The 23466-nt window shown below is 67.2% G+C and carries 20 protein-coding genes, 1 tRNA gene and 2 pseudogenes; 7 read left to right on the plus strand and 16 right to left on the minus strand.

Translation table 11 applies throughout. The features are described 5' to 3' along the window. Positions 1–37: 37 nt before the first annotated feature. Positions 38–640, minus strand: coding sequence for a hypothetical protein (locus ACQ86A_RS16015; RefSeq protein WP_431277954.1), 603 nt, complete (start codon positions 638–640; stop codon positions 38–40). After that, positions 637–1584 (minus strand): 2-deoxy-5-keto-D-gluconate 6-phosphate aldolase domain-containing protein, encoded by a 948-nt coding sequence (locus ACQ86A_RS16020; protein ID WP_431277955.1) that lies wholly within the window; start codon positions 1582–1584, stop codon positions 637–639. The genes ACQ86A_RS16015 and ACQ86A_RS16020 overlap by 4 nt, the downstream gene beginning before the upstream one ends. Positions 1585–1711: 127 nt before the next feature. Here ACQ86A_RS16020 and ACQ86A_RS16025 point away from each other — a divergent pair, with 127 nt between their 5' ends. The 3 genes from ACQ86A_RS16025 to ACQ86A_RS16035 all read left to right on the plus strand — a co-directional run bounded on the left by ACQ86A_RS16025 (position 1712) and on the right by ACQ86A_RS16035 (position 3074). Continuing rightward, the gene (locus tag ACQ86A_RS16025) at positions 1712–2176 is read left to right on the plus strand and encodes a hypothetical protein (protein ID WP_431277956.1); all 465 of its coding nucleotides are present in this window, start codon (positions 1712–1714) and stop codon (positions 2174–2176) included. Then, on the plus strand, positions 2173–2508 hold the full coding sequence (locus ACQ86A_RS16030; RefSeq protein ID WP_431277957.1) for a J domain-containing protein: 336 nt from the start codon (positions 2173–2175) through the stop codon (positions 2506–2508). The genes ACQ86A_RS16025 and ACQ86A_RS16030 overlap by 4 nt, the downstream gene beginning before the upstream one ends. A gap of 110 nt (positions 2509–2618) precedes the next feature. Continuing rightward, positions 2619–3074 carry a hypothetical protein gene (locus tag ACQ86A_RS16035; protein WP_431277958.1) on the plus strand — a complete coding sequence of 152 codons (456 nt, stop codon included), beginning with the start codon at positions 2619–2621 and terminating at the stop codon, positions 3072–3074. An 11-nt stretch (positions 3075–3085) separates the two neighbouring features. Here ACQ86A_RS16035 and ACQ86A_RS16040 read toward each other — a convergent pair whose 3' ends face one another. From ACQ86A_RS16040 to ACQ86A_RS16050, 3 genes are all read right to left on the minus strand, one after another. Further along, a complete protein-coding gene (locus tag ACQ86A_RS16040; protein WP_431277959.1) occupies positions 3086–3664 on the minus strand; it encodes a mismatch-specific DNA-glycosylase in 579 nt (192 codons plus the stop codon). Continuing rightward, positions 3665–4027 carry a DUF488 domain-containing protein gene (locus ACQ86A_RS16045; protein WP_431277960.1) on the minus strand — a complete coding sequence of 121 codons (363 nt, stop codon included), beginning with the start codon at positions 4025–4027 and terminating at the stop codon, positions 3665–3667. It abuts the gene before it with no gap. A gap of 61 nt (positions 4028–4088) precedes the next feature. Next, positions 4089–7163: a DUF5107 domain-containing protein gene (locus tag ACQ86A_RS16050; RefSeq protein ID WP_431277961.1), complete on the minus strand. Its 3075-nt coding sequence runs from the start codon at positions 7161–7163 to the stop codon at positions 4089–4091. Between the two features lie 92 nt (positions 7164–7255). On the opposite strand from ACQ86A_RS16050, the gene ACQ86A_RS16055 reads away from it, so the two are divergent. Then, positions 7256–8116: an AraC family transcriptional regulator gene (locus ACQ86A_RS16055; RefSeq protein WP_431277962.1), complete on the plus strand. Its 861-nt coding sequence runs from the start codon at positions 7256–7258 to the stop codon at positions 8114–8116. A gap of 35 nt (positions 8117–8151) precedes the next feature. Here the strand turns inward: ACQ86A_RS16055 and ACQ86A_RS16060 are convergent, their stop codons facing one another. The 9 genes and pseudogenes from ACQ86A_RS16060 to ACQ86A_RS16100 form a co-directional block, all read right to left on the minus strand. Then, complete coding sequence (locus ACQ86A_RS16060) at positions 8152–9081, minus strand: aldose 1-epimerase family protein (RefSeq protein ID WP_431277963.1); 930 nt, start codon at positions 9079–9081, stop codon at positions 8152–8154. Further along, a complete protein-coding gene (locus ACQ86A_RS16065) occupies positions 9078–9443 on the minus strand; it encodes a GH36 C-terminal domain-containing protein (RefSeq protein ID WP_431280465.1) in 366 nt (121 codons plus the stop codon). The genes ACQ86A_RS16060 and ACQ86A_RS16065 overlap by 4 nt, the downstream gene beginning before the upstream one ends. Before the next feature lie 27 nt (positions 9444–9470). Beyond that, positions 9471–11206: pseudogene (locus ACQ86A_RS16070) on the minus strand (alpha-galactosidase); the annotation flags it as partial. Between the two features lie 2 nt (positions 11207–11208). After that, a complete protein-coding gene (locus ACQ86A_RS16075; RefSeq protein ID WP_431277964.1) occupies positions 11209–12084 on the minus strand; it encodes a carbohydrate ABC transporter permease in 876 nt (291 codons plus the stop codon). Next, positions 12077–13027, minus strand: a complete 951-nt coding sequence (locus ACQ86A_RS16080; protein WP_431277965.1) for a carbohydrate ABC transporter permease — start codon at positions 13025–13027, stop codon at positions 12077–12079. The genes ACQ86A_RS16075 and ACQ86A_RS16080 overlap by 8 nt, the downstream gene beginning before the upstream one ends. Further along, positions 13027–14289, minus strand: coding sequence for an ABC transporter substrate-binding protein (locus tag ACQ86A_RS16085; RefSeq protein WP_431277966.1), 1263 nt, complete (start codon positions 14287–14289; stop codon positions 13027–13029). Before ACQ86A_RS16085 ends, ACQ86A_RS16080 begins: the two co-directional genes overlap by 1 nt. A 25-nt stretch (positions 14290–14314) precedes the next feature. Further along, a complete protein-coding gene (locus ACQ86A_RS16090) occupies positions 14315–16918 on the minus strand; it encodes a glycoside hydrolase family 97 catalytic domain-containing protein (protein WP_431277967.1) in 2604 nt (867 codons plus the stop codon). A 230-nt stretch (positions 16919–17148) separates the two neighbouring features. After that, positions 17149–17221: transfer RNA gene (locus tag ACQ86A_RS16095), tRNA-Thr, on the minus strand. Positions 17222–17276: 55 nt separating this feature from the next. Further along, positions 17277–18185 (minus strand): DsbA family protein, encoded by a 909-nt coding sequence (locus ACQ86A_RS16100; protein WP_431277968.1) that lies wholly within the window; start codon positions 18183–18185, stop codon positions 17277–17279. 275 nt (positions 18186–18460) lie between these two features. Here ACQ86A_RS16100 and ACQ86A_RS16105 point away from each other — a divergent pair. The 3 genes and pseudogenes from ACQ86A_RS16105 to ACQ86A_RS16115 form a co-directional block, all read left to right on the plus strand. Then, positions 18461–19254: pseudogene (locus ACQ86A_RS16105) on the plus strand (ABC transporter ATP-binding protein); the annotation flags it as partial. Between the two features lie 128 nt (positions 19255–19382). Continuing rightward, positions 19383–19553: a hypothetical protein gene (locus tag ACQ86A_RS16110; RefSeq protein WP_431280466.1), complete on the plus strand. Its 171-nt coding sequence runs from the start codon at positions 19383–19385 to the stop codon at positions 19551–19553. Between the two features lie 82 nt (positions 19554–19635). Then, positions 19636–20946, plus strand: coding sequence for a DUF4032 domain-containing protein (locus ACQ86A_RS16115; RefSeq protein ID WP_431277969.1), 1311 nt, complete (start codon positions 19636–19638; stop codon positions 20944–20946). A 3-nt stretch (positions 20947–20949) separates the two neighbouring features. Here the strand turns inward: ACQ86A_RS16115 and rlmB are convergent, their stop codons facing one another. After that, entirely contained in the window at positions 20950–22014 is a 1065-nt protein-coding gene (rlmB, locus tag ACQ86A_RS16120) for a 23S rRNA (guanosine(2251)-2'-O)-methyltransferase RlmB (protein WP_431277970.1), read from the minus strand. Then, positions 22011–23435, minus strand: a complete 1425-nt coding sequence (gene cysS, locus ACQ86A_RS16125) for a cysteine--tRNA ligase (protein WP_431277971.1) — start codon at positions 23433–23435, stop codon at positions 22011–22013. Before cysS ends, rlmB begins: the two co-directional genes overlap by 4 nt. Positions 23436–23466: the final 31 nt, after the last annotated feature.

Here is a 23466-nt window from a genome sequence, read left to right on the forward strand (position 1 = left end):
GGTCCGTCCACACTAGCGCACCGAGCGCTCTCTCGCGTCAGAGGTAGTCGTCGGCCCGGGAGTAGACGGCCTTGCCGCCCCGGAAACTGCCCTTGTACGCGACCCTGTCGCCGTCGTCATTGGTGAGCTCCACCTCGGCGGGCGGCTCGCCCTCCGCGTACGGCACGACCCGGTCCTTGGTGCTGCCGTCGGTCTCGACGAACTCCGCGAGGCGGAATGTGAGCGAACCGGAATCGAAGCTCGCTCGCACGACCAGCCAACTCGTGATCTGGTCGACTGACAGGGCGGACACCTCTGCGAAGAGCGCTGACACCGCATCCGTCAGCGCTGCCTGCCTGGCGTCCCGCTCGATCTCCGCCGCCCACTCGTGCACCTCCGCGGCGAGCGCCTCGACCGCGTGCTGGTAAGAGTCCTCCGACGTGCCCTCGAGGCCGAGCTCGCTCAGGATCGCAAAATGCTCATCCTTCTCCTCGTCGGTACCGACCCGGACATGCACGTCGATCGGCGAGAGCTTCGACCGGCGCCAGGCCGCGTACTCGGCATGGTTGAACCCCGACCGCACCTGTTCGACCGCATCCTCGTCGTCGATTCCGGCCGCGTATGCGAGCACCGCCCTGTCGAACCACTCCCCGTTGTTCACGTGTGGCCCGCCCGGGTCGTGTATGTCTTCGCGTAGTGCACGTAGGCCCGAGCGACCTCGCCCCGCATCGCATCCTCGGTGATACGGCCCGCGAGCCGGTCCTCCAGCGGCTTCTCCCAGATGCTCCGTCCGATCGCGAAACCGGCGAAGCCTGGCGCCGGCGCCGCAGCGGTCAGCCACGCGTCGAGCTGATGCGCGCTCGCATCGCGCCCGAGCACGATGCAGCGCACATCGTCGCGGCCTCCCTCGCGGGCAGTCGCGGCGACCTGTGCTGCGCTTTCCGTCGAGTCGAAGCCTTCGAGCTTCCAGATGTCAGGCTCGGCTCCCGCCGCATGGAACTCGCGGATCAGCTGATCGGTCAGGGCCGGGCGGACTTCCGCGTCGAAGCGGTCGGCGGGAAGGTCGGACTCGGGACCGGTCGCCGGCACGAGGAGTTCGACGATGAGCCTTCGCCCTGCCGACGCCAGCGCGGCGCCGACCTGGGCGAGATGTTGCTGTTGCGCGTGGCGGGCATCCGGAGCGAACGCAGGGTTGTCGCGGATGAGTACCTTGACGTAGTCGGGGTCGAACGCGTCGACATGGTCGAGCCACTCGCTCGACCCGAACCCGCCGTACTCGAGCTCGAAGAAGTCGCGCCCCGAGCGCTCGATCGGCATGATCAGGGCGAAACCGCTCCCCCGCGCAGACCGGGCGACCGCCGATCCGTAGCGCTCATCGACGAGCAGCCCCGCTCGACCCTCCGCCGGGAGATCGGCCACGGCCGCAGCCGCCCCCTCGAACACGAGCATCTTGCCGTCGGAGATGGCGCTGGCCTGCTCGGGCGTCGGCTCCTCCGGGATGCCGTAGACCTTCTTCGCGAGCGAATCCCGATGGTCCATCGCCAGGATGAGGAGCGGATGCGAGGCCTCGGGAAGAGGAGCATCCGCACCGCTTGTCGTCGCCATGATGTCCTCACTCCCGACCCTCGACGGGCCCTCACGCCCAGCCTGGACCCGCAGCCGCCGCGAATCCAGGGGTGATGTCGATCTGCACGGGATAGTGAGAAATACTCAATAGCGCTACTCTCGTCTCATGGACGTGATGCCGACGGATGCGCCGCTGACGTTCGTCGCGCCGCCCGGCTGGCCGACGCCCACGGCCGCGTGGGTGCGGGAACACCAGGGCCTCCCCGTCCCGTCCGGGTGGGCACCGGTCCCCGGCCTCGCGCCGGCACCCGCCGGCTGGGTGTTCTGGAAACGAAACGCTCCGGTCTGGGATGCGTACGTGCGACCCACTGTCGGCCCGGTGCAGCGACGCCTCGGCTGGGGCATCGCCGTTTTCGTGCTCGGTGTCATCCTGATCATGAGTGGGCTCGTGATCTTCTGGGGCGCGATCGTGCTCGGCTCCCTCCTGATGATCGAGGCCGGAATCGCGTGGGTGCGAGCCGAAGACGCGGCCATGGCGAGCATCCGACGCACGGCGCTTCGACGGAAGCAGGAGGCGGACGTTGCCGCATATGAGCGATATCTCGGGGAGATCGCGAGGCAGAACAGGTGAATCGCGAAGCTGCCGCGACTCTTCTCAACGTGCCTGTCGACGCGACGGGTGATCAGGTCATGCGCGCATTCGCCCTGAGAGCGCGCCTCACCCATCCCGACCGATTCGCGGGTGCACCCTCCGGGGATATCGCGGCGGCCGCTGCCGAGTTCGTGCGCGTCACCGAGGCGCGTGACACGCTGCTCGGACGCATCCGGCAAACAGGAGAGCCTGCGCGACCGGAGGAGCGACCTTCGCGGGCCGCGTCGAACCCGATGCCGTACGAACGCTTCGTGCAGTTGCGCGAATCGAGAGCGTGGGTCTGGCCGGAGGGCGAAACGCTCTCGGCGTGATCGTGCCGCGGCGACCGCATCCGTGTCACAAAGTGGGTGCCCGATCGGTCTTATCTAGTGAAGCTCTCGGAACTCCGAGGGGTCATGGGATGGAAGGGGCGAAGCCGATCATGTCGGTAATCGTAAAAGAGAATCGGTCGGCGCAACGCGGGCTGCTCTCCGGAGCCTGGGCCACGGCCTGGGAATGGCTTGCCCGGCCGATGCACTATCGGGCCGTGCGCACCATGCGGATCGCGGCCCAGACCGGCGACGCCTCGGCGCTCGTCTCGCTGCTCGACCCGGCAGTCTCGGTCGTGGTCGATTCCGGCGAGACGCCGCACCCGTCGATCAGAGTGGTGAACGGCGCTCGGGATGCGAGCGCGCTGCTGCTCCACGGGATGGCGGGCAACCCGGGCCAGACCATCGAGGAGCGGTCGGTGAACAACCAAGCCGGACTGATGCTGCGACGGGATGACGAAGTCGTCGCATCGATGACCGTGGACTTCACGGGGGCGCTCATCAGCCTGATCTGGATTCGACTGCATCCTGAGCTCCAGCGTCACTGGAACACCGTGCTGGCGGCCTGACCCGGCCCGGATCACCGAGAGAGGTCGATGCCTGCCGCGAGCGCCGCGTCCCTGAACGCGGCGGCGATCTCAGCGAGCGAGTAGTGGGCATTGAGGCCGCTCGGGCTGGGGACCACCCAGATGCTGCTGCCTCCGATGACCTCGTGCTGAGGTCCGGGCTTCGCCGACGGTGCGGAAAACGCGACCCGGTATGCCGTCACCCCCAGCATCGCCACAACTCGCGGACGGAACGCGATGATCTTCTCGTCCAGGAGTCTCCGGCCGTCGATGAGCTGATCGTGGCTCAACTCCGACGCCTTCGCCGTGGCGAAGTTGACCAGTGTCGTCAGCCCAACGCGCCGGCGCGCGAGCTGTTCAAGATCGTCGCGCTGAAAGCCGGACGACGTGTCGATCACATGGTCCGTGATGCCGGCCAGGTGCAGGGCCGGAAAGAAGCGGTTACCCCTGTTGGCGAAGCTCGCCCCCGTCGCGGCGCTGCGCAGGCCGGGATTCACGCCGACGAACACGAGCTCGACCCCATCGCTCAGCACGTCCGGGATGCTCGCGCCGCGATACGCCTCGAGCTCGGCCCTCGAGAACCTCGGAGCCATTCACTCCCCCGTCGAGCGGAGCACCTGCGCGATGACCGCCGCCTCGCTGAGGTCGGCGTCTTTCGTCGCTGTCAGGATCGTGAGCTGCCCCTTCGCCGCGAACTCCCGCAGCCGCGTCAGTTCCGCGGCTCGTTCGGGCTCCCGAAGCTCGTCCTTGTAGCGCTCTTCGAACTCGGCGAAGCGCTCCGGAATGTGCGCGTACCACTGCCGCAGTTCGGTCGACGGCGCGACATCCTTGAACCACTCGTCCAGATGGGCGCGCTCCTTGCTGACCCCGCGGGGCCACAGCCGATCGACAAGCACCCGCACACCGTCGGTCGGGAGAGGTTCTTCGTAGATGCGACGCACCTGCACGGAATCCATTGCTGCTCCCTTCGCGTGTGACCAGGTAAGCAGGGATTCCGGCGCCGCGAAAGGGCCGCCACTAGTCGCCGGGCATGCCCGGCGCGGGCAGGAACAGCAGGAGCTCCGGCAGCGAGGTTGCGAAGTAGTCGGGCAGGCCGCCCTCCACATTCGCGACCGTGTCGTCGACGACCGGTTGCGAGGCCGCGTTCGCTTCGGCTCGGCGCGCGCTCTCCTCGTCTCCGCTGCGCAAGAACAGCGTCGCAAGCCGCAGCTGGATGTCCCTGGTCGAGGCGAGCGGGTGCCGCGCCTCCCCGAGACTCGACGGCGGTGTCAGCGCCGCCTTCGCATAGCGGAGGGCCGAATCGATGTCCTCTCCCCGCTCTGCCTCGCGACTGAGCGCGAGGGACACTGACTCCCACGCCGCGAGGGTCTGGCCTTCACCGCCCTCCCAGGGTGCGAAGCGGCGGCTCTCGAAAATCTCGAGGGCATCGCGGGCACGTCCCGCCTGCGTGAGCAGCAGACAGTACGACACGGTCAAGTCGTCGCGTTCGAGCACGCTGTCGCGCCGGTCCTCGAGCAGCGCGAGTCGCGTCTCGGCCCGAGCACCGTCCCGTGCGAGAAGCTGGTCGCGCTCGTACAGTAGGCGAGCGGATGCGTTGAGCGCGATCGCCCTGTTGTACCAGTCGAGCGCGTCACGAGTGCGCCCTGTGAGGTTCACGGTCGCGATGGCCGCATTCCGGAGCACGACCGCATCGGCGACTCCGGCTTCGACCGCTCGGCACCAGAGCTCTGCGGCCTCGGTCTCGCGTCCGGCGTCGTAGAGCAGCATCCCCAGCATGGACCCCACGATGTGGTCATCGGGATCCTCTCGGAGGATGGCCTGCAGGGCATCGTGATCGTCGAGTCCAGCGGGAAAGCAGCGGCGCCGGTCGCTCGTGTGCGCCTCGTCGAGCGCGAGCCGGGCCTCGTCGTCGCGGCCGAGCTTCCGAAGGAGGAGCGAACGGTGCAGGTGCGCGAGAGGCCGCACATTGCCGGCCACTCCGGGCTGCGCCGCTGCAGCGGCTGCAAGGATGTGTGCCGCAGTCTCAAGTTCGCCCGCGGCCGAGAGCTCCCCGGCGACGTCGAGCATCGTTCGGGGATCCGCTGTCATCGGGGAAGACATGAGGAGCAGCGTGAGGTGGTCGAGAGGATCGATCTGCGCGCGGCGGCGCAGGTGTTCGTCGGCCTCGCGCATCCGACCGAGCCTGCGCAGGACGATCGCCCGAAGCGCGTTGGCGCGGGAGTCTTCTGCGTTCTTGGCCAGTGAACGGTCCACCGAGGCGAGCGCCTCGCGGTCGTTGCCGCGTCGCGCCTGGATGCGCGCGATCTCGAGGTGCGATGGCGCCGCCCACCGGACATCCCAAGCCGCCTTCGCGAAAGCGTCTATCGCCGCATCGAGCCGATCGGCGCGCGTCAGGACGAGCCCGAGCAGGTAGGCCGATTCGCCGTCTCGAGGGTTCCCGTTGCGTCTCCGCTGACGTTCCAGGGCGCGACGGAGATGCGTCTCGGCCAGGTCATAGCGTCCGCGGCGATAGAAGTGATCGCCCATCGCGATGTTGCACCGGCTGTCGAGGGGATCGCGCCTCAACGCCTCCTCCCAATACGGCAGGGGCGAGCGCGTGGGATGCCGGTTCTGCATCAGGTGCACGCCCGTGTAGTACAGCTCGTCAGCGCTGTCGACGTCGTGAGGCGCGGGTGGTTCCGTGGCTGTCCACGGCTCCTCGCCATGCTCCTCCGGCCGCGGCCGCCACCGGATGAGCTCGCGGGATTGGGCGGTGACCGCCAGCTCGTACTCCGAGGCGCTCGCCGACTCAGACGGGATCTCGAATCGGTAAGGAAGTCCCGGAGCGATCCGGGCCTCCTCATCGAAGACGACCTCGCCCCGCAAGGTCAGCATCACCCTCGCCGAGTGCTCGGCGGTGACGCATACCCCGGCCGAGACGACCTCGGCGCCGACGTCGAGCCGCACCGCGGCGTCGACCGTCGCCTGGTGGGCTGGTCCGATCTCGTGAATCGGATACCAGAGCTGGCTGAACTCCTTCGTCTCACCGGGTTCCAGCCAGGCGAAGTCCGGCTGGTTGTCGGTGTACACCCCGGCCATGAGCTCGACGTACGGGCCGTCGTGGTCGGTGAGAAGAGCATCCCAGGCCCGGCCGAACTCGGCATTGCCCCACGTCCATTGCTTCTTTCCGGGAGCGATGTGCCTGTCGGCGACATGAACGAAGCCCGCGCGGGCTCGGTGGTCGTAACCGCCGAAGAAGTCATCCTCGGTGTCCGTCACCATGTACGAAGTCGGCACCGGGATGTTGCGGTAGAAGTCCAGACGGTCGCCGTCGGTCGCCGCGCGCGCCGGGTAGTCGATCCCGTAGTACGGGCGGTCAGCAGCCGGGAAGGCTGTGATCGCACGCCTCGCGTGGTCGGCGACGTAGTGCACATCCGTCGGGAAGAACGACTGGTAGTCGTCGTGCACCTCGGCCGCGACGTTCGCCCACCACAGGAACGTCTGCACGTCGCTGGTGCGGTTGTGGAGCCGAGCGACCAGCTCGACGACGGCCCTGTCCGGGTGCAGACGGATGCCGTGCATCCCCTTCATCCGCGTGAACGGGTCGTGGTCGGAGCACCACACCGTCACCGAGCCGTCATCATCCTCCTCGATCGACGCGTCGACCGGTTGGAACGTCGCCGGACGGTGATGCTGCGGCCAGTTGAACTCGACGCCGCCCGAGATCCAGGGGCCGGCGAGGCCGACCAGGGCGGGCTTGATGACGTGATTGCGGTAGAAGAAGTCGTACCCGGACGTCTTGTCGTATCCGATGTGGATGCGACCGCCCAGTTCCGGAAGCACCATCACTCGCAGCCACCGGTTCTCCAGGTGCACGGCCTGCCACTCGCGAGGATGCGCCTCGGTCGAGACGGTGTCGATGAACGGGATCGGATAGACCCGGCCGCTCGAGCCCTGGTAGACGCGGCGGTCGAGGAACATCGGGAACTCGTCGCCCTCGCCGGGTTCGTACGTGTCGATCACCACGGGCTCGCTCCAGGCGACACTCGACCCGGCATCGAGACGTGGGCGCAGGCGCGCGGGGGCATCGGGAAGCAGGGCATCGCTGGACATGTCTCTATTCAAGGGGCGATCTCCGGATGCGGGAATGCATGATGACAGCTCACCCCTGGACAATCCGACGACCATGCCTTCAGAATGATCGCATGCCGATCCAAGAAGGCTTCCGGGGCCAACGCCTGGTCGTCGTGCCCCGCCCGGTGGTGGCGGAAGCACTCGCCCGCCCGGTCACCCGCCGGCTCCTCGTGACCGACGTCGGCTACTATCCGACCGCCCTCGACCACCAGATGAACCGGCCTCGCGGGGCCGAGGAGACCATCGTGATGGTCTGCGCATCCGGAACCGGGTGGGCACGAGTCGGCGACGGTGCACACAGGATCGGGGCCCAGCAGGCGCTCGTCATCCCGCGCGGCGTACCGCACGCGTATGGATCGGACGAGGCGCACCCCTGGACGATCTGGTGGGCGCACGTGGCCGGCACGGATGCGGCCGAGCTCGTCGAGGGCATGGATGTTTCGCCCAGCCGCCCGATCGTCCCGATCCGCGGAATCGAGCGTGCCGTCGCCCTCCTCGACGAGATCGTCTCCAACCTCGAGCGCGACCAGTCGCCGCCGCGACTGATGTCGGCATCCGGAGCCGCCTGGAAGCTGCTCACCCAGATCGGCGTCGACCGGCTGTTGCCCGCGCCGGACGACCCGCTGCAACGCGCGATGAACTACTTGAGCGAACGCCTCGACGGCTCCGTCAGAGTGCCCGACCTCGCCCGGCTGGTCGGGGTGTCGCCGTCGCATCTCACGGCACTGTTCCGTCGAGCCACGGGCGGGGGCGTTCTCGCTCATCACACAGCTCTGCGGATGGGTCGGGCGCGGCAGCTGCTCGACACCACCGATGCCACGATCGCCGAGGTCGCCCGCGACGTCGGCTACGACGACGCGTTCTACTTCTCCCGGCATTTCCGCCGCTACCACGGCATGAGCCCGTCGAGTTTCCGCAGCCGCGACACCTAGGTCACCGGGTCACCGCCGTCGCCCGGATCACTTGCTCACTCGACGACGAGCCGGATGCCCCAGCTTGCGCTCCAGCATTCGGACGCCTCGAGCCACCGGATACCCTCACCGCTTCGCAGCGCATTGGGCGGCGCCGTCATCGGTTCGATCGCGACCGCCGTGTGCGGGCCGTCGTCGGAGGGGAACTGCCGGTCGATGTAGAGCTGCGTCCAGCGGTAGACGTCCTCCGCCCAGAGGTCGACCCGTGGTCCGCGAGCCGAGCGGAGAGAGTGCACGAGCATCCCCGAAGCCGCCTCGTCCTCGAAGGTGGCGTGGTCGGGCGCGTCCTTGAGCGGCCGCGGTGCACGAAGATCCCAGTCCGTTCCGCTGACGGGGAACCGCTCCCGCGGGATGTGGCCCCCGTCGAGCCGGTAGGCGTGGGTCGCCTGAACGCTCACAGCTAGGTCGGCCACCGCAGTCGACCCGATTCGCAGGTAGGGATGCGCGCCGAGCGCGACCGGGGCCGGGTCCTCCCCGCGATTGGTCACGGTAGTCGTGACGGCGACTCCCGCGTCGTCCATCGTGTAGCGCACCGCGATGTCGAGATCGAAGGGGTATCCGGGCGGTTTGCGGATGCTCGTGCTCAGCGTGGCCGTATCCCCACCGTTCACTGCGAGCTCGAAGTCGGCGTCGGCCAGCAGTCCGTGGTTGGCATGGCCGAGCTCGGGTTCTGTCACCTCGAGCCGCTGCTCCAGGCCGTTGTGCCACCACCTGGCGCCCTCCACCCGGTTCGGCCAGGGCGCGAGCGTGGCCCCCGACATTCCCGGGATGCCCGGCGCGGTGACGGACGGCTCGACGATGTCGATCCCGCCGACGGTCAGTGCGCGCAGCGACGCTGCTCGCGGCGAGATCGCGGCGTGCGCTCGTCCCGTGGGATCGGCGATCCGCACGAGGGCCGGCCCCGCCACGACGGTCTCGACCGTCATGCCTCGACGACGTGGAACAGCGCGGAGCGGTCGGGATCGAGCGATGGAGGCTCCAATCCGATCGTCGCGAGAACCGCGCCAGACACCGTGACCTCGCCTGACATCCAGGGGGGTCGCTGCCCGTCGGGCACGGGGTCGCCCGGCGTGAGTGATCGCACCCTGTACCGACGGCCTGGGTCGAGACCGGGCATCCTGAACCGCGGCGGCGGCCACGCGGCCGGCCTGTCGAGAACGGTATAGGAGTAGAGGGCCTCGGAGCGGTCGTGCGACACCACTCCGCCGACACGGAGCTCAGCAATGGTGTCCGCCTGAACCACGCGGGCGCTGTGCAACAGTCCGCGGAATCGCTTGTGCGCATCCACCCACGTCTTGACCCGCGCGAAGGTAGCTGCATCGATGCTCGTGAGATCGAGTTCGACCCCCAAGTTGCCCCAGAAAGCGGTCGAGGCGCGGAAGTCGAGCGTCGCGACACGGTGGGTCGTGTGCGATTCTTTTGCTCCGATGTGAGTCCCCTGCAACTCGGGCGGAACGAGCATCGAGGTCCAGCGTTGGATGTCCACCCGGTCGTGCGGATCGTTGCAGTCGGAGGGCCAGACCCGGTCGGTCCGCTGGAGAACGCCGAGGTCTACACGGCCGCCCCGCTCGCGCACGACTCGATCTCGAGGCGCGGATGCCGCCGGCGCAGCTCGTCCATCATCGCGTAGGTCGCGAGAACCTGGTCGTGCACACCCGCACGGCCGGTGTCGCTGTGGCCAGCATCCGTCAGGTAGCGGTTGTGGTCCCACTTGATGAAGTCGATGCCGAGCCGGTCGACGAGGCCCGAGACCCGTTCGATCACCAGGGCGTACGCATCGGGATGCGAGAGGTCGAGCACGTGCTGGTAGCGCGACGCGAGCCCTGGCCCGTGCCCGGCATCGAACACCCATTCCGGATGCGCGCGGGCCAGCTCCGAGTCGAGGTTCACCATCTCGGGTTCGAACCACAGCCCGAACTGGAGACCGAGCTCGTGCACGTGCTCCGCGAGTCCGTCCAGACCCTCCGGCCAGACCGTCGGATCCACCACCCAGTCGCCGAGGGACGAGGTGTCGTCGCGTCGCCCGAGGAACCATCCGTCATCGAGGACGAATCGCTCGATACCAAGGTCGGCACTCCGCTTGGCGAACGCCTTCAACTTGTCGACATCGTGATCGAAGTAGACGGCCTCCCAGGTGTTCGAGAGCACGGGCCGCGGGGCCGACGGATGTTCGGGGCGGGCCCGCAGCATTCTGTGGAAGCGCTCGGACAGCTCATTCAGCCCGTCGCCCCACGAACCGTAAAGCACCGGGCTGCGGTAGGTTTCGCCCGCGGCGAGCACGAGCTCGTTTGAGAGAAGGAGCTCCCCCGCGCGGAGATGGCGCGTGCCCGCCGGTGTGCGCTCGGCGGCGACGACCTGGTTGCCGCTCCAGCCCAGATGGATACCCCATACCGGGCCGCGTTCGAATCCGAACCCCCGGGCACCCGCCGCGAACAGAGTCGAATGATCGAGGCCGGGCTTTCCGCCCCTGCTCTCGCGCACCCAGGCTCCGATCGGGAACTCGTGCCGCTGCGGCACCCGCTCGAGCGCCCAGCGGCCCGTCAGATCCAGGATCTCGTCTGCCGTGTCAGGAACGGGCAGCGCCAGTTCCAGCGAGTCGAGCACGTACGGCTCGGCGCCGTCGTTCCGGAGCTCCGCTCCGGCCTGAAGCAGACCCTCCGGGCCGAGCTCGATCAGAATCGCGATGCTCAGCTGGGAGTGAGGGTCGGTGGCCTCGGTGCGAACGGCTGAGCCCGTGACCGTGTGCACCGCATCCCGGAACAGAGGTGCGAAGCCGCGGCCGTGCCTGTTACCGGTTATGCCGGGACGATCGAGCCACCCCTCCGCGAGTTGCGGGAGCACAGGAACGGGCTGCGGGTACGTGACCGCGCTGTCCCCCACCGTCGGGCGCGTGATCGTTCGGATCCCGTCGAGCTCGACAGCGGTGAGCTCGCCCAGGTCGGCACCCCAGTGCAGCACGCGCGGAAGCCTCCCGTCGCCCAGATCGACGACGACGCTCGTGCCCCCGCCTCGCAAGTGCGCGATCGTGCTCTGTTCGGACGTGACGCCCATCCTTAACCTTTCAGTCCGCTGCTGGCGATGCCCGCGAAGAACTGTCGCTGCAGAACGATGAAGACGATGACGAGCGGCAGCGTGCAGACCAGGGCACCTGCCATGAGCGCCGGATAGTTCGTGCCGAACTGACCCTGCATGCTGGCGAGCCCGACGGGAAGCGGACGGTTGTCTCCGGCCGGGGTCACGATGAGGGGCCAGAGCAGGTCGTTCCAGGAGTAGAGCGAGGTCAGCACGGCGAGCGCGGCGAGCATCGGCCGCGCCATCGGCAGCATCACGCTCCAGAACACCCGGAGGGTTCCCGCGCCGTCGAGTCGAGCGGCCTCTTCGTACTCCTTCGGCATCGTCACGAAGGCCTGGCGCATGAGGAACGTCCCGAACGCGCTGAAGATCCCGGGGATCGCCAGCGCGGGAATGGTGTTGAGGAGTCCGAGCCCTTTCATCAGGTCGAACTGGCCGAGCAGGAACAACTGGCTCGGCACCATCAGCATGAGCAGAAACAGCCCGAAGATCACGTTCTTGCCCGGAAAGGTGAGCCGCGCGAAGGCGTAGCCGGCGAGTGCGGCCACGAGTACCTGCCCGGCGACGCGCAGGATGAGCGACATCGCAGATACGGCGAACTGCGCCCAGAACGGCACCGACGAGAAGAAGGTCTCGAAGCCGGCCAGTGTCGGGGTCGCCGGGAACAGGGTCGGCGGGAGAGACGACACCTCGTTGGATGTCTTGAACGAGGTCAGGATCTGCCACACGAACGGCACGATCATCAGGATGACCGCGACGATGAGCACGACGTGGATGCGCCACTGTCCGCGACTGGACGCCGCTCGCCCTGTCGATCGCCCGGTCAATCGCCGGGGACGCGTTGCGACCTCAGTCATAGTTCACCCACCTCTTCTGCAGACGGAACTGGACCGCTGTCGCGATCATGATGATGATGAGCAGCACGATCGCGATGGCGGCGCCGTATCCCTGCTTGAACTGCACGAAGGCCGCCTCGTAGAAGAGGTAGACGATGGTCTTCGAACCGTCGAGCGCGGTGTTGTTGATGCTGCCCAGCATGACGAAGACCAGGTCGAACATCTGCAGGGCCGAGATCGTCGTCAGCACCGTGACGAAGAACACGCTCGGGCTCAGCAGCGGCAACGTGATCGAGAAGAACTGGCGGACCCGCCCTGCGCCGTCCAGCGACGACGCCTCGTAGAGATCGACGGGGATGCTCTGCAGCCCGGCCCCGAGAATGATGAGATTGATGCCGAGACCCATCCAGATGCCCACGACAGCGAAGGCGTAGATCGTGAAGCGCGCATCCGCGACCCAATACTCGCCGGGGATACCGACGAGCGAGAGCAGATAGTTGAGAACGCCGAAGTCGCCGTTCAGGATGAAGCGCCACACCATCCCGACGGCGACCGGCAGGGTCACCACGGGAAGGAAGAGCAGCACGCGATACAGCGTGCGTCCCTTGGCGACCTGCTCGATCAGCGCCGCCAGCACGATCGCGATCGGGATGCCGATGAGCACCAGAACCGTGTAGAGCGCGGAGTTTCCGAGCGCCCGCCAGAAGTCCTCGTCGGAGAGGAGCTTCGTGTAGTTGTCGATGCCGTTGAACTTGCCGGCGCCGAACACCGGCACGTTCATGAAGCTCTTCACGAAGGTCGAGACGAACGGCCAGAGGTACAGCGCGGCGAGACCGATGAGAGCGGGCGCGATCATCGCGTACGCCCACCAGTCGATCCGCTGACGGCGGCGGACGGCGGCCGGCGGGGGCGTGCCGGGGCGGCTCTGCTGCTGCCGCCCCGGCCGGGTAAGAGTGGAGGTCATTACTTCTCGGCCAGCACCTTGTCGATCGCGTCGGCGTACTGCTTGGTCGCGTCGGCTACCGTCGTCGTTCCGTCCCAGGCTCCGGTGAGGTACTTCGTCTGAAGCCCCTGCCACTCGGCGGCGTTGCCCTGCACGGGCAGCGGCACCGAGTACTTCTTGGCGTCGATGAACACCTGGAGGTTCTTGAACTCCGGCATCGCGGCCATCCACGCCTTCTCGCCACCCTCGTAGGCGGGGAGCACGGCACCGGACTTGGCCTGGATGTCGGCCGCCTCTTTGCCGCTCGCGAAGAGCAGGAACTTCTTGACCGCATCCGGATGCTTGGTGCCGGCGTAGCCGACGTTCTCGATCCCACTGGTCACGGTCGCTCGCTTCTCTCCGACGGGCAGGGGTGCGACATCGACGTTAGCGGCGATGTCCTTGTTGTTGTACAGCTGCAGTGCCCAGAAAGCGCCCGAGGTGTACATGCCGATCTTCCCCTGTTCGAACAGCGTCTCCGCCTCGGTGTCCGACAGCTGCTTCAACGTCGGAGTCGACTTGTCCGCCTGCAGATCGGTCCAGAACTTGATACCGGCCTGCGCCTCCGGGCTGTCGATCAGCGCCTTCTTCCCGTCGCTGGAGATCACCTGGCCGCCCGCCTGAAGGATGGTGTTGTAGTAACCGCCCTGATAGTCGATCGGAGCCGCAGCACCCCAGACCCCTGCTGCAGGGTCGGTGAGCTTCTTGGCGGTCTCGCGGAAGTCGTCCCAGGTCCAGTCGTCCTTCGGGTAGGCGACGCCCGCCTTGTCGAAGATCGCCTTGTTGAACCAGACGGCGTTCGTGTCGACGTCCTTCGGCAGACCGTAGATCTTGCCGTCGCCCTGGTCGTACAGGTCGAGCACTGCTTTGGGGTACTTGGCGAGGTCGACCTTCTCCTTCTTGATCTCGTCGGAGATGTCGAGCAGCTGGTCGCCCGCCGCGTATGGACGGATCTGCTGGGCGAGCATCCAGAAGGCGTCCGGTGCCGTCCCGCCAGCGGCGCCGGTCTGCAGCGTCGACCAGTATTCGGGCCAGGGCCGTTCCTCCACCTTGACGGTGATGTTCGGGTTCTCCTTGGTGAACGCTGCCGCGATCTCCTTCATCGCCGGGGTCTGCGTTCCCGCCCAGACGCCGTAGGTGATGGTGACCTTCTCGTCGCTGCTGGGCGTCGAACCGCCCGAGCAAGCCGACAGCAGCGCTGCCACGGCGACGACCGCCGGAGCGATGAGCCATTTCTTGTGCATGGGTTTCCTTTCGTGTGCGCGATCATCAGTGATCGGCGCGTGATGTGATTGCGTCTGGTTGATCCGAGGTCAGCACGAGCGCCGCCCAGTCGATGTGAGCCGCGACTTCGGAAGAGGCCTCGGTTCGAAGTGTCAGGATGCGCACGCCCGCGACGGAGACATCGAACGGCACCGCCGGGGCACCGCTCGTGAGCGGGATGCGCAGCAGTTCGTCGCCGTCCCCTTCGACGACCGCGAAGGCCGCCGCATCCGGTGTCTCGTCGTCGATGCCGACGAGGCCCGCGAGCCCCTGGGCGCGTGCGCCGAGGTGCACGCTGAAGGTGGAGGGCGATGAGACACCGAAGCCGGTGCCGAACTCGTCGCCTGCGACGCGCATCCGCTGGCCGTCGTTCGGGTTGCCGCCGCCGTTGGACTGATCTCGCTCCACCGGACCGCTTTCATTAGTGAAGGAGAGCATGGGAAGCGTGGAGAGCGGGACGTCGCCGGCCGCAAGAGGCTTGAGCAAGCGCGAGTGGGCGACGACGGGTACTCCGCGACTGCCGGCGACCTCGACGGTCACGACACCGAGCCCACCGGCCGCGAGGCTCTCCGGCGCGGTGACCAGCCAGTCGCGATCACCCTCACGCTCTGCGCGCCAGCCGGGAGCCGTGCGGAGAACAGCTCCCTTCGGCACCGTGAGTCGCGCTGTCCCACGGGCATCGAGTTCGCCGATCGCCGGTTCGACGACGGGCGCGCTGTCCGCCGTCACGCTCGTCGCCCGGAAGAGGGCGGAACCTTCTGGCGCGAGAATCGCCGCGAATCCGCCGTCGTCCGCGAGACGCACGGTGAGGGTGTCGTCCACGACGGATGTCAGGTCGGCAAGGCCACGACCGTTGCCATCCGGGGCGTCCCCGACAGTCCACGCCTGCCAGCGGCCGCCGCCGAGACGACCGAGCGGGATGCGCAGGGTCCGAGCTGGTCCCGTCGCGATCCCTCCGACGAACCAACGGTCGCCCGACCGGCGCGCGAGAACCGCCTCCGTGTCGGGATCGCCCGCGAGCAAGCGGGTCTCGTCCCAGTGGGGAGGGAGTTCGGCAAGGAGTCCGGCCGCGAGCGGGCGCTCGCGATACGCATCCACGCTGTCGGCGAAGTTGGTGATTCCGCACTCGAACGCGACGCTCATCCCGAGTTCGTGTCCGTCGCTCGTCGTGCGGCCTGGGGCCGTGAACGCGACGGGTGTGTAGTCCATCGAACCGATGACGTTCCTTGTGAAGGGCTGGATGACGTTGTGCTCGGCGGTCAACGGCAGGTCGTTGTAGAACACGTAGTATTCCGAGCCACGGATGGCCTCGTAGCCGATCACCTGGGGCCAGGTACGTGCCCAGCCCCGCGGAATCACAGAGCCGTGGAAGTTCACCATCAGCCCGAGCCGGGCCGTCTCCTGCAGCACCGAGTCGTACCAGCGGTAACGATCCTTCGACTCCGATTCCATGAAGTCGACCTTGATCCCCACGACGCCCCACGACCGCCACAGTGCCAGCCGCTGAAGCTTCTCCGGACCGTCGATGTCGTGCCAGACCGTCCAGAGGTGCACCTGGATGCCGGACCGGCTGGCGTAGGCCACGATCTCCGGGACCCAGGTCTCCTCCCACCCGCAGTCGATGAGCAGGTGCTCCCACCCGAACTCCGCAGCGACGTCGACGAAGTGCTTCTGCTGTTCGAGCTGAGCGCCCGAATAAAAATCCGACCACCACGACCACGCGGCACGGCCGGGGCGCACCCACGACGCATCTCCGACCTCAGGATGCTGCGGCGGGGCGAGCTCGTCGACGAGCTGGGTCTCGACCACGGTCGCGAGGTCGCCGAAGACGAACACCCGCCACGGCGTGATGGCGCCCCGTGCGATCTCGACCGACTGATCGGCCTGCTGGTAACGAAGGGCTGCCGCGCCGGCATCCACCGACGCGTGCGCTCCGCTGAAGCGCCCGTCGATGCCGGACTCGGTCACGAGCAGATAGCGCCCGGCTTCGTCGAGAAGAAGGAACGGAAGCCCGTAGGCACCGGATGCGAGTTGCGACACCTGCTGCCCGAATCGCGGCGTCTCGTACCAGGTCTGGTACGCGAGCACCCACGCCCGCTCATAGCCGGTGAGCGAGAGAGAGGTCACTTCGGCGTCAAGCGTGCTGACCCCCTGCAGGTCCGGGACCAGATAACGGAGCGCGATACCGTCCTCCGCCAGCCGCACGACGATCTGCCAGTCCAACCCGCCCTCGTGCCGCAAATCCGCCACGAGCTCGACGTGATCACGTGTGCGCTCGATCGTCGACTTGCCCGCCACCGGGGTGAGCGTCTCCACCACCGTGCGCGATGCCGTCCGGATGAGCGTGCTCGACTCCGCGAGCGCCACCCCTCCGACAGTCACACCGAGCCGGAGGCGCAGCCGCTCGTCGCCGTCGCCGTCGACGATCAGGTGCCAGGCGCCGGCGTCGCCGTCGATCGTGACGCGCACACTTCCGCGGGTCGCTGTCGCGAGGGGAAGGATTTCTGTGACCACTCTGTCTCCGGGCTTCGGGTTCGGCAGGGCCTTGCGACCCTCTGTGATGAGATTATTGGGCGCATCGACCATCGCCCCATAGTCGATAATCCTCATCACCTGGACGTTTCGACTTCCGATGCCGCTCGCCGCGCATCCCGAGACCACCGGTACTTTCCCACCGATTGGGGGAATGTACTGCTCGGTCTAGAGGCCGCACTCTAGCGACTCTGGATGAAGCGCCGACGAACAGCTCGCAAAGGCCAGCCGGGCCGGAGAGCTGGAGCGCAGAGTCATCGCCAACGAAAGCGAGCACGCCGAGTCCACGGGCGAGAAGAAGAATGAAGAGCCGGCCACGGGACTCGAACCCGTAACCCCCGCTTTACAAGAGCGGTGCGCTACCAATTGCGCCAGGCCGGCCGGAGACGGGCAGGCCGTCTCGCCACACCATCCTAGAGGATGCTGTTCGGCGGATTCAGCCCGCCGAAGGGGACGGCGACGGCGAGGGCGTCGACGTGGAGTACGAGTCGCCCTGCGCCTGAAGCACGAACGCCTTGAAGTCCGACGCGCTCTTCAGCGATCCCGTGTACTGCTTGCCGTTGACCAGCACGAGCGGCGCGATGGTCAACTTCTTCACGCTCGAATTCGGGATGGGTCCGGCCAGGGCACGATCGCTGGCGTCGGTCACCCAGTTCTTGTACGTTCCGTCGTCGATGCACGAGTCGATGGAGCTGGTGGACTTTGCACCCGAAGCGGAGACGCGGTCCTTGAGCTGCGCATCCGTCAGCCCGCTACTGCCCTCCTTCGGCTGATTCTCGAAGAGGGAGTTGTTGAAGTTCCAGAAGCTGTTCGGCGAGTAGTTCGCGACGCAGGCGGCCGCGTTCGCCGAACGCAGCGAGTAGCGGGTGCCGTTGGAGTGACTGGTCAGGATCGCGATCGGGTGCACTTCCATCGTCACCGCGCCGTCCTTCACGAGTGGCTCGAGCTGTTCGGCGTTGGTTCGCTGGAAGTCACCGCAGAGTGCGCAGAGATAGTCCACATAAACGCGGATGTTCACCACGCTCCCACTCGCATCCGGCGTCGTGGGGATGGGGGAAGCATCCGCCGACAGAGACGGGGTGGGCTGCACCTTCAGCCCGGCGCCGACGACCACGCCGTCGCTGGCCATATTCTTCGGACCGGGGACGGTCGGACGGATGGCCGTGACGATGATGATGACGACCACGGCGATGATCGCGAGCGCTCCGACCACGATGCCTCCGGAGAGGAAAAGCCTGTTCCTGCGGTCTTTCCGCTGCTGCGTGGTGCGGAGTTGGCGGGCCTTCTCCCTCGCCGCAGCGCGCCGTTCGTTCTCGGGGCGGCTGTCTTCGGGACCGTCGGTCATGGATGTCACTTTCGGGGGAGTCACTCGTCTCGCTGCGGTGCGGGCAGCTCGGGGGTAATGCGCGAACGCACCGAGAAAGCGTATTTCGCCAGTCTGGGAATCCCCTAACCGGCGGCTGGACGCACGGAGGGGGTCGCTGCTGAGCGGTGGTCACGACCGTGTCGCCGATGACATACTATGGGGTCGTGGTCGCTGTCGCCCTCGGCGGTGGCACCGCTTCATCCATCACTACGGATCGTCCGGCACGTACCTGCCGGTGAAGGAGTAAGAAAACCATGGCTACGGTCACCTATGACAAGGCAACCCGTCTCTACCCGGGTTCCAACCGTCCCGCTGTCGACGAGCTCAGCCTCGACATCGCAGATGGCGAATTCCTCGTTCTCGTCGGCCCCTCCGGCTGCGGAAAGTCGACCTCGCTGCGCATGCTCGCCGGCCTCGAAGAGGTCAACGACGGCAACATCTTCATCGGCGAGCGCAACGTCACCGACGTTCCCCGAAGGACCGCGACATCGCGATGGTCTTCCAGAACTACGCGCTGTACCCGCACATGACCGTCGCCGAGAACATGGGCTTCGCGCTCAAGATCGCCGGCGTCAACAAGGACGAGCGCGCATCCCGCGTTCTCGAGGCTGCCAAGCTCCTCGACCTCGAGCCGTACCTCGGCCGCAAGCCGAAGGCCCTCTCGGGTGGTCAGCGTCAGCGCGTCGCCATGGGCCGTGCGATCGTCCGCTCCCCTCAGGTGTTCCTCATGGACGAGCCGCTGTCGAACCTCGACGCCAAGCTCCGCGTTCAGACCCGCACCCAGATCGCGTCGCTGACCCGCCGCCTCGGCGTCACCACGGTCTACGTGACCCACGACCAGACCGAGGCTCTGACCATGGGTGACCGCATCGCGGTGCTCAAGGACGGCGTGCTCCAGCAGGTCGGCACCCCGCGCGACCTGTACGCGCAGCCGAACAACGTGTTCGTCGCCGGCTTCATCGGCAGCCCGGCCATGAACCTGTTCTCGGCCGACGTCGCAGACGGTGGCGTCAAGTTCGGCACCTCGGTCGTCCCGATCGAGCGCGACATCCTCGCGAACGCCGGATCGGCTGTCACCATCGGTGTCCGCCCGGAGGACGTCGTCGTCTCCTCTCCGAGGGGACCGGCCTCAAGGTCACCGTCGACCTCGTCGAGGAGCTCGGCGCCGACGGCTACCTGTACGGTCACTCCGACATCGACGGAAAGCGCACCGACATCGTCGCCCGCGTCGACGGCCGCATCCACCCGAACGCCGGTGACACCGTCTTCATCACCCCGAAGCCGGGCCACGTCCACGTGTTCCACGCTGAGAGCGGCGAGCGCCTCGGCGGTGCCGTCATCGACTAATCCGTCGAGACAAACAGTTCCTCACTCTGCCGCAGTCCGGTTCGCCGGCTGCGGCAGAGTGCTTTCACGATAGGTTTTCCTCATGGCCGGCTCCCTGAACATCACCGCGGCGACCGTCGATCCTGCACTCCTCGACCTCCCCTGGAACCTTCCGCTCGACGAGTGGTCGAGCGAGCACATCGCTGTCCTCCCCAAAGGCATCTCCCGCCACCTCGTCCGCTTCGCGAACCTGTCCGGCTACGTCATCGCCATCAAGGAGACGACGGCCGAAATGGCCAAGCGCGAGTACGAGATGCTCCGCACCCTGCAGCGCATGGACATCCCGTGCGTCGACCCGGTAGCCGTGATCACCAACCGCACGGACGACGAAGGCGACGCGCTGAAGGCGGTACTGGTCACCCGGCACCTCAAGTTCTCGCTCCCCTACCGCGCGCTGTTCTCGCAGACCCTGCGCCCCGATACCGCGACCCGACTGGTGGATGCGCTGGCTGTGCTGCTGGTCCGACTCCACATCGTCGGCTTCTTCTGGGGCGACGTCTCGCTCTCGAACACCCTCTTCCGTCGCGATGCGGGATCGTTCGCCGCGTATCTGGTGGATGCGGAGACCGGCCAGCTCTACGAGGGCGGCCTCTCGAACGGTCAGCGCGAGAACGACCTCGAGATCGCCCGCGTCAACATCGCCGGCGAACTGATGGACCTCGAGGCCGGTGGTCGCGTCGACGAGGAGCTCGACCCCATCAAGGTCTCGAACGGCATCGTCGCCGCCTACCGCTCCCTCTGGAAGGAGCTGACCGGCAGCGAGTCGTTCTCCTCGTCGGAGCGCTGGCGCATCAGCCGGCGCGTCGACCGCCTCAACGAGCTCGGCTTCGATATCGAAGAGCTCGCGATCAAGACGTCGGATGAGGGCACCACGGTGCGCATCCAGCCGAAGGTCGTCGACGCCGGTCACCACCAGCGCCGCCTCCTGCGCCTGACCGGCCTCGACACCGGCGAGAACCAGGCGCGTCGTCTGCTCAACGACCTCGATTCCTACGCCGCCACCCTCGGCAAGCAGGGGCTCGACGAGGAGGCAATGGCCCACGAGTGGCTCATGCGCGTCTTCGAGCCGGTCGTGCGGGCCATCCCCTCCGACCTGAAGGGCAAGCTGGAGCCTGCAGAGGTGTTCCACCAGCTACTCGAGCACCGCTGGTTCATGTCCCAGGCAGAGGGCAGGGATGTGCCGCTCGCCGAAGCGCTGACGTCTTACATCAACGACATCCTGCGTCACCGCCGCGACGAGGCGACCGTCATCGACCCGCCGACCGAGACCATCAGCATCCCCGTCATCGCCTCGGATGCCGGCAGCGGACTGGCCGACGACGCCGACGAGGACGACTGGCGCTCGAAGGTCTGACGCCTACTTCTTCTTCGCCTCGGCGCGCAGCTTCGAGATCTCGTACAGGGTCACGCTCGTCGCGATGCCCGCGTTGAGCGACTCTGTCGTCGCGGTGATCGGGATGGAGACGATCGCGTCACAGGTGTCGGTCACCAGGCGCGAGAGTCCCTTCCCTTCGCTGCCGACGACGACGACGACCGGGCGGTCGGCGAACGACAGCCCCGGAAGCGAGACGTCTCCACCGCCGTCGAGGCCGAGAACGAACACCCCGGCCTCCTTGAACGCCTTGAGCGTCTGAGTGAGGTTGGCGGCCATCGCGACGGGCGTGCGGGCAGCCGCACCGGCGGAGGTCTTCCACGCGGACGCGGTCAGGCCGACCGAGCGACGCGACGGGATGATGACGCCCTGACCGCCGAAAGCGGCGGTCGATCGGATGATCGCACCGAGGTTGCGCGGGTCGGTGATGCCGTCGAGCGCGACGAACAGCGGGGTCTGGCCCTTGCGCAGCGTGAGCTCCAGCAGGTCGACCGGATGCGCGTACTCGTACGGCGGAACCTTCAGCGCCACGCCCTGGTGCACGGAGTCACGACCGGCGAGCCTGTCGAGCTCCGGTCGCATCACCTCGAGGATCGGGATGCCCTTGCCGGTCGCGATGTTCAGGATCTCCTTGACCCGCTCATCCATCTCCACCCGGGCAGCGATGTAGAGCGCAGTCGTGGGGATGTCAGCCCGCAACGCCTCGAGCACCGAGTTGCGACCGGTGACGACCTCGGCCTCGTCGCCGCTCTTCGGACGACGCGAGCCTCCGGATGCACCGGGCCCGCGACCGCTGTCGCCACCGGCTCGACCGCGACCGACGTATCCCTGGTCGCGGCTCTGCCCCGGCTTGCCCTTGCCTCCGGCCGCGGCGTAGCGCTCGCGGGCGGCCTTGGCCTTGCCCGCGGGATGATACGGCCGGTCCTCGGCCTTCGGCGTCGGCTTCTTGCCCTCGAGAGCCTGTCGTCCCTGACCGCCCGACCCGACCTGCGGGCCCTTGCGGCTCTTGCGCACGGCCCCGGCGCGGGGCTTTCCACCCGTGTTCTTCACTGTTCAATGCTCCAATGCGACCCCGTCTGGGTGTCTTCGATGGTGATTCCCGCGCTCGTCAATTCGTCGCGGATGCGGTCGGCGGCTCCGAAATCCCGTGCTGCCCTGGCCGCCTGCCGGTCGGCGAGGAGCCGATCGACGAGTTCTGCGAGTGCCGCGTCTGCCGCCGACGATCCGGCGGACTTCCACTGGTGGGACAACGGGTTGATTCCGAGCACCTCGGTCATCGCGAGCGCGTGCGCGCGAGCCGTGGCTGCGGCTTCCAAGTCTTCCGCATCGAGTGCGGCGTTTCCTGTGCGTACGGTGTCGTGCAGTACCGCGAGCGCCTGCGGGATGGCGAGATCGTCATCCATCGCCTCGGCGAACGCCTCCGGCACGATCTCGACGCCGCTTCCAGCGAAGCGCGTCGACGCCAGTCGACGGTCGACCCGCTCGAAGAATCCCGAGATGCGATCGAGCGCCGCCTCGGCCTCGGCGAGCGAGGTGCTGGTGAAGTCGATCGTCGAACGGTAGTGGGCCGAGCCCAGGTAGTAGCGCACGACCAAAGGGCGGGCCGCTCCGAGCAGGTCGGCCGCATAGACCGAGTTGCCGAGCGACTTGCTCATCTTCTGACCGTTGATGTTCACGAGCCCGTTGTGCACCCAGTAGTTGGCGAACGCATCCCCGGCCGCCGTCGATTGCGCGAGTTCGTTCTCATGGTGCGGAAAGCGCAGGTCGAGCCCGCCGCCGTGGATGTCGAACTGCGCGCCCAGGTAGCGGCGCGACATCGCCGAGCACTCGATGTGCCAACCGGGTCGGCCGTCGCCCCAGGGAGAGGGGAAGGATGCCGTCGCCGGCTCCTCTTCTTTATGCCCCTTCCAGAGGGCGAAGTCGCGCGGATCGCGCTTGGCGCGAGGGTCTGCGTCGGCAGCCGCCTCCATGTTGTCGATGCTCTGCCGGGTGAGTTCGCCGTAGGCCGGCCAGCTCTTGACATCGAAGTAGACGTCGCCAGACCCATCCTGAGCCGCGTAAGCATGCCCGCGCTTGATCAGTCGCGCGATGATCTCCTGCATCTGAGGGATGCTCGCGGTCGCCCGAGGCTCGTAAGTGGGCGCCTGAATTCCCAAGGCCGTGTACCCCGCGGTGAATTCGAGTTCGACCCGATAGGCGAGCGCCCACCACTCTTCGACGCTGTTCTCGAGTTGCGCCGCGTTCAGGATCTTGTCGTCGATGTCGGTGACATTGCGCACGAGGGTGACGGTGTAGCCGCGATAGGTGAGCCAGCGACGCAGTTGGTCGTAGACCAGGGCCGATCGCAGGTGGCCGATGTGCGGTGACGACTGAACGGTGGGACCGCAGAGGTAAATGCCGACCTCACGCTCGCGGAGCGGGATGAAGTCTCGAAGGGCGGCGGCCTTCGTGTCGTAGAGTCGCACAGTCACGCCATACAGCCTACGGGCCGTGCCCCTGCTG

It is taken from the genome of Leifsonia poae, from assembly GCF_050632195.1.
Taxonomy (GTDB): domain Bacteria; phylum Actinomycetota; class Actinomycetes; order Actinomycetales; family Microbacteriaceae; genus Leifsonia; species Leifsonia poae_C.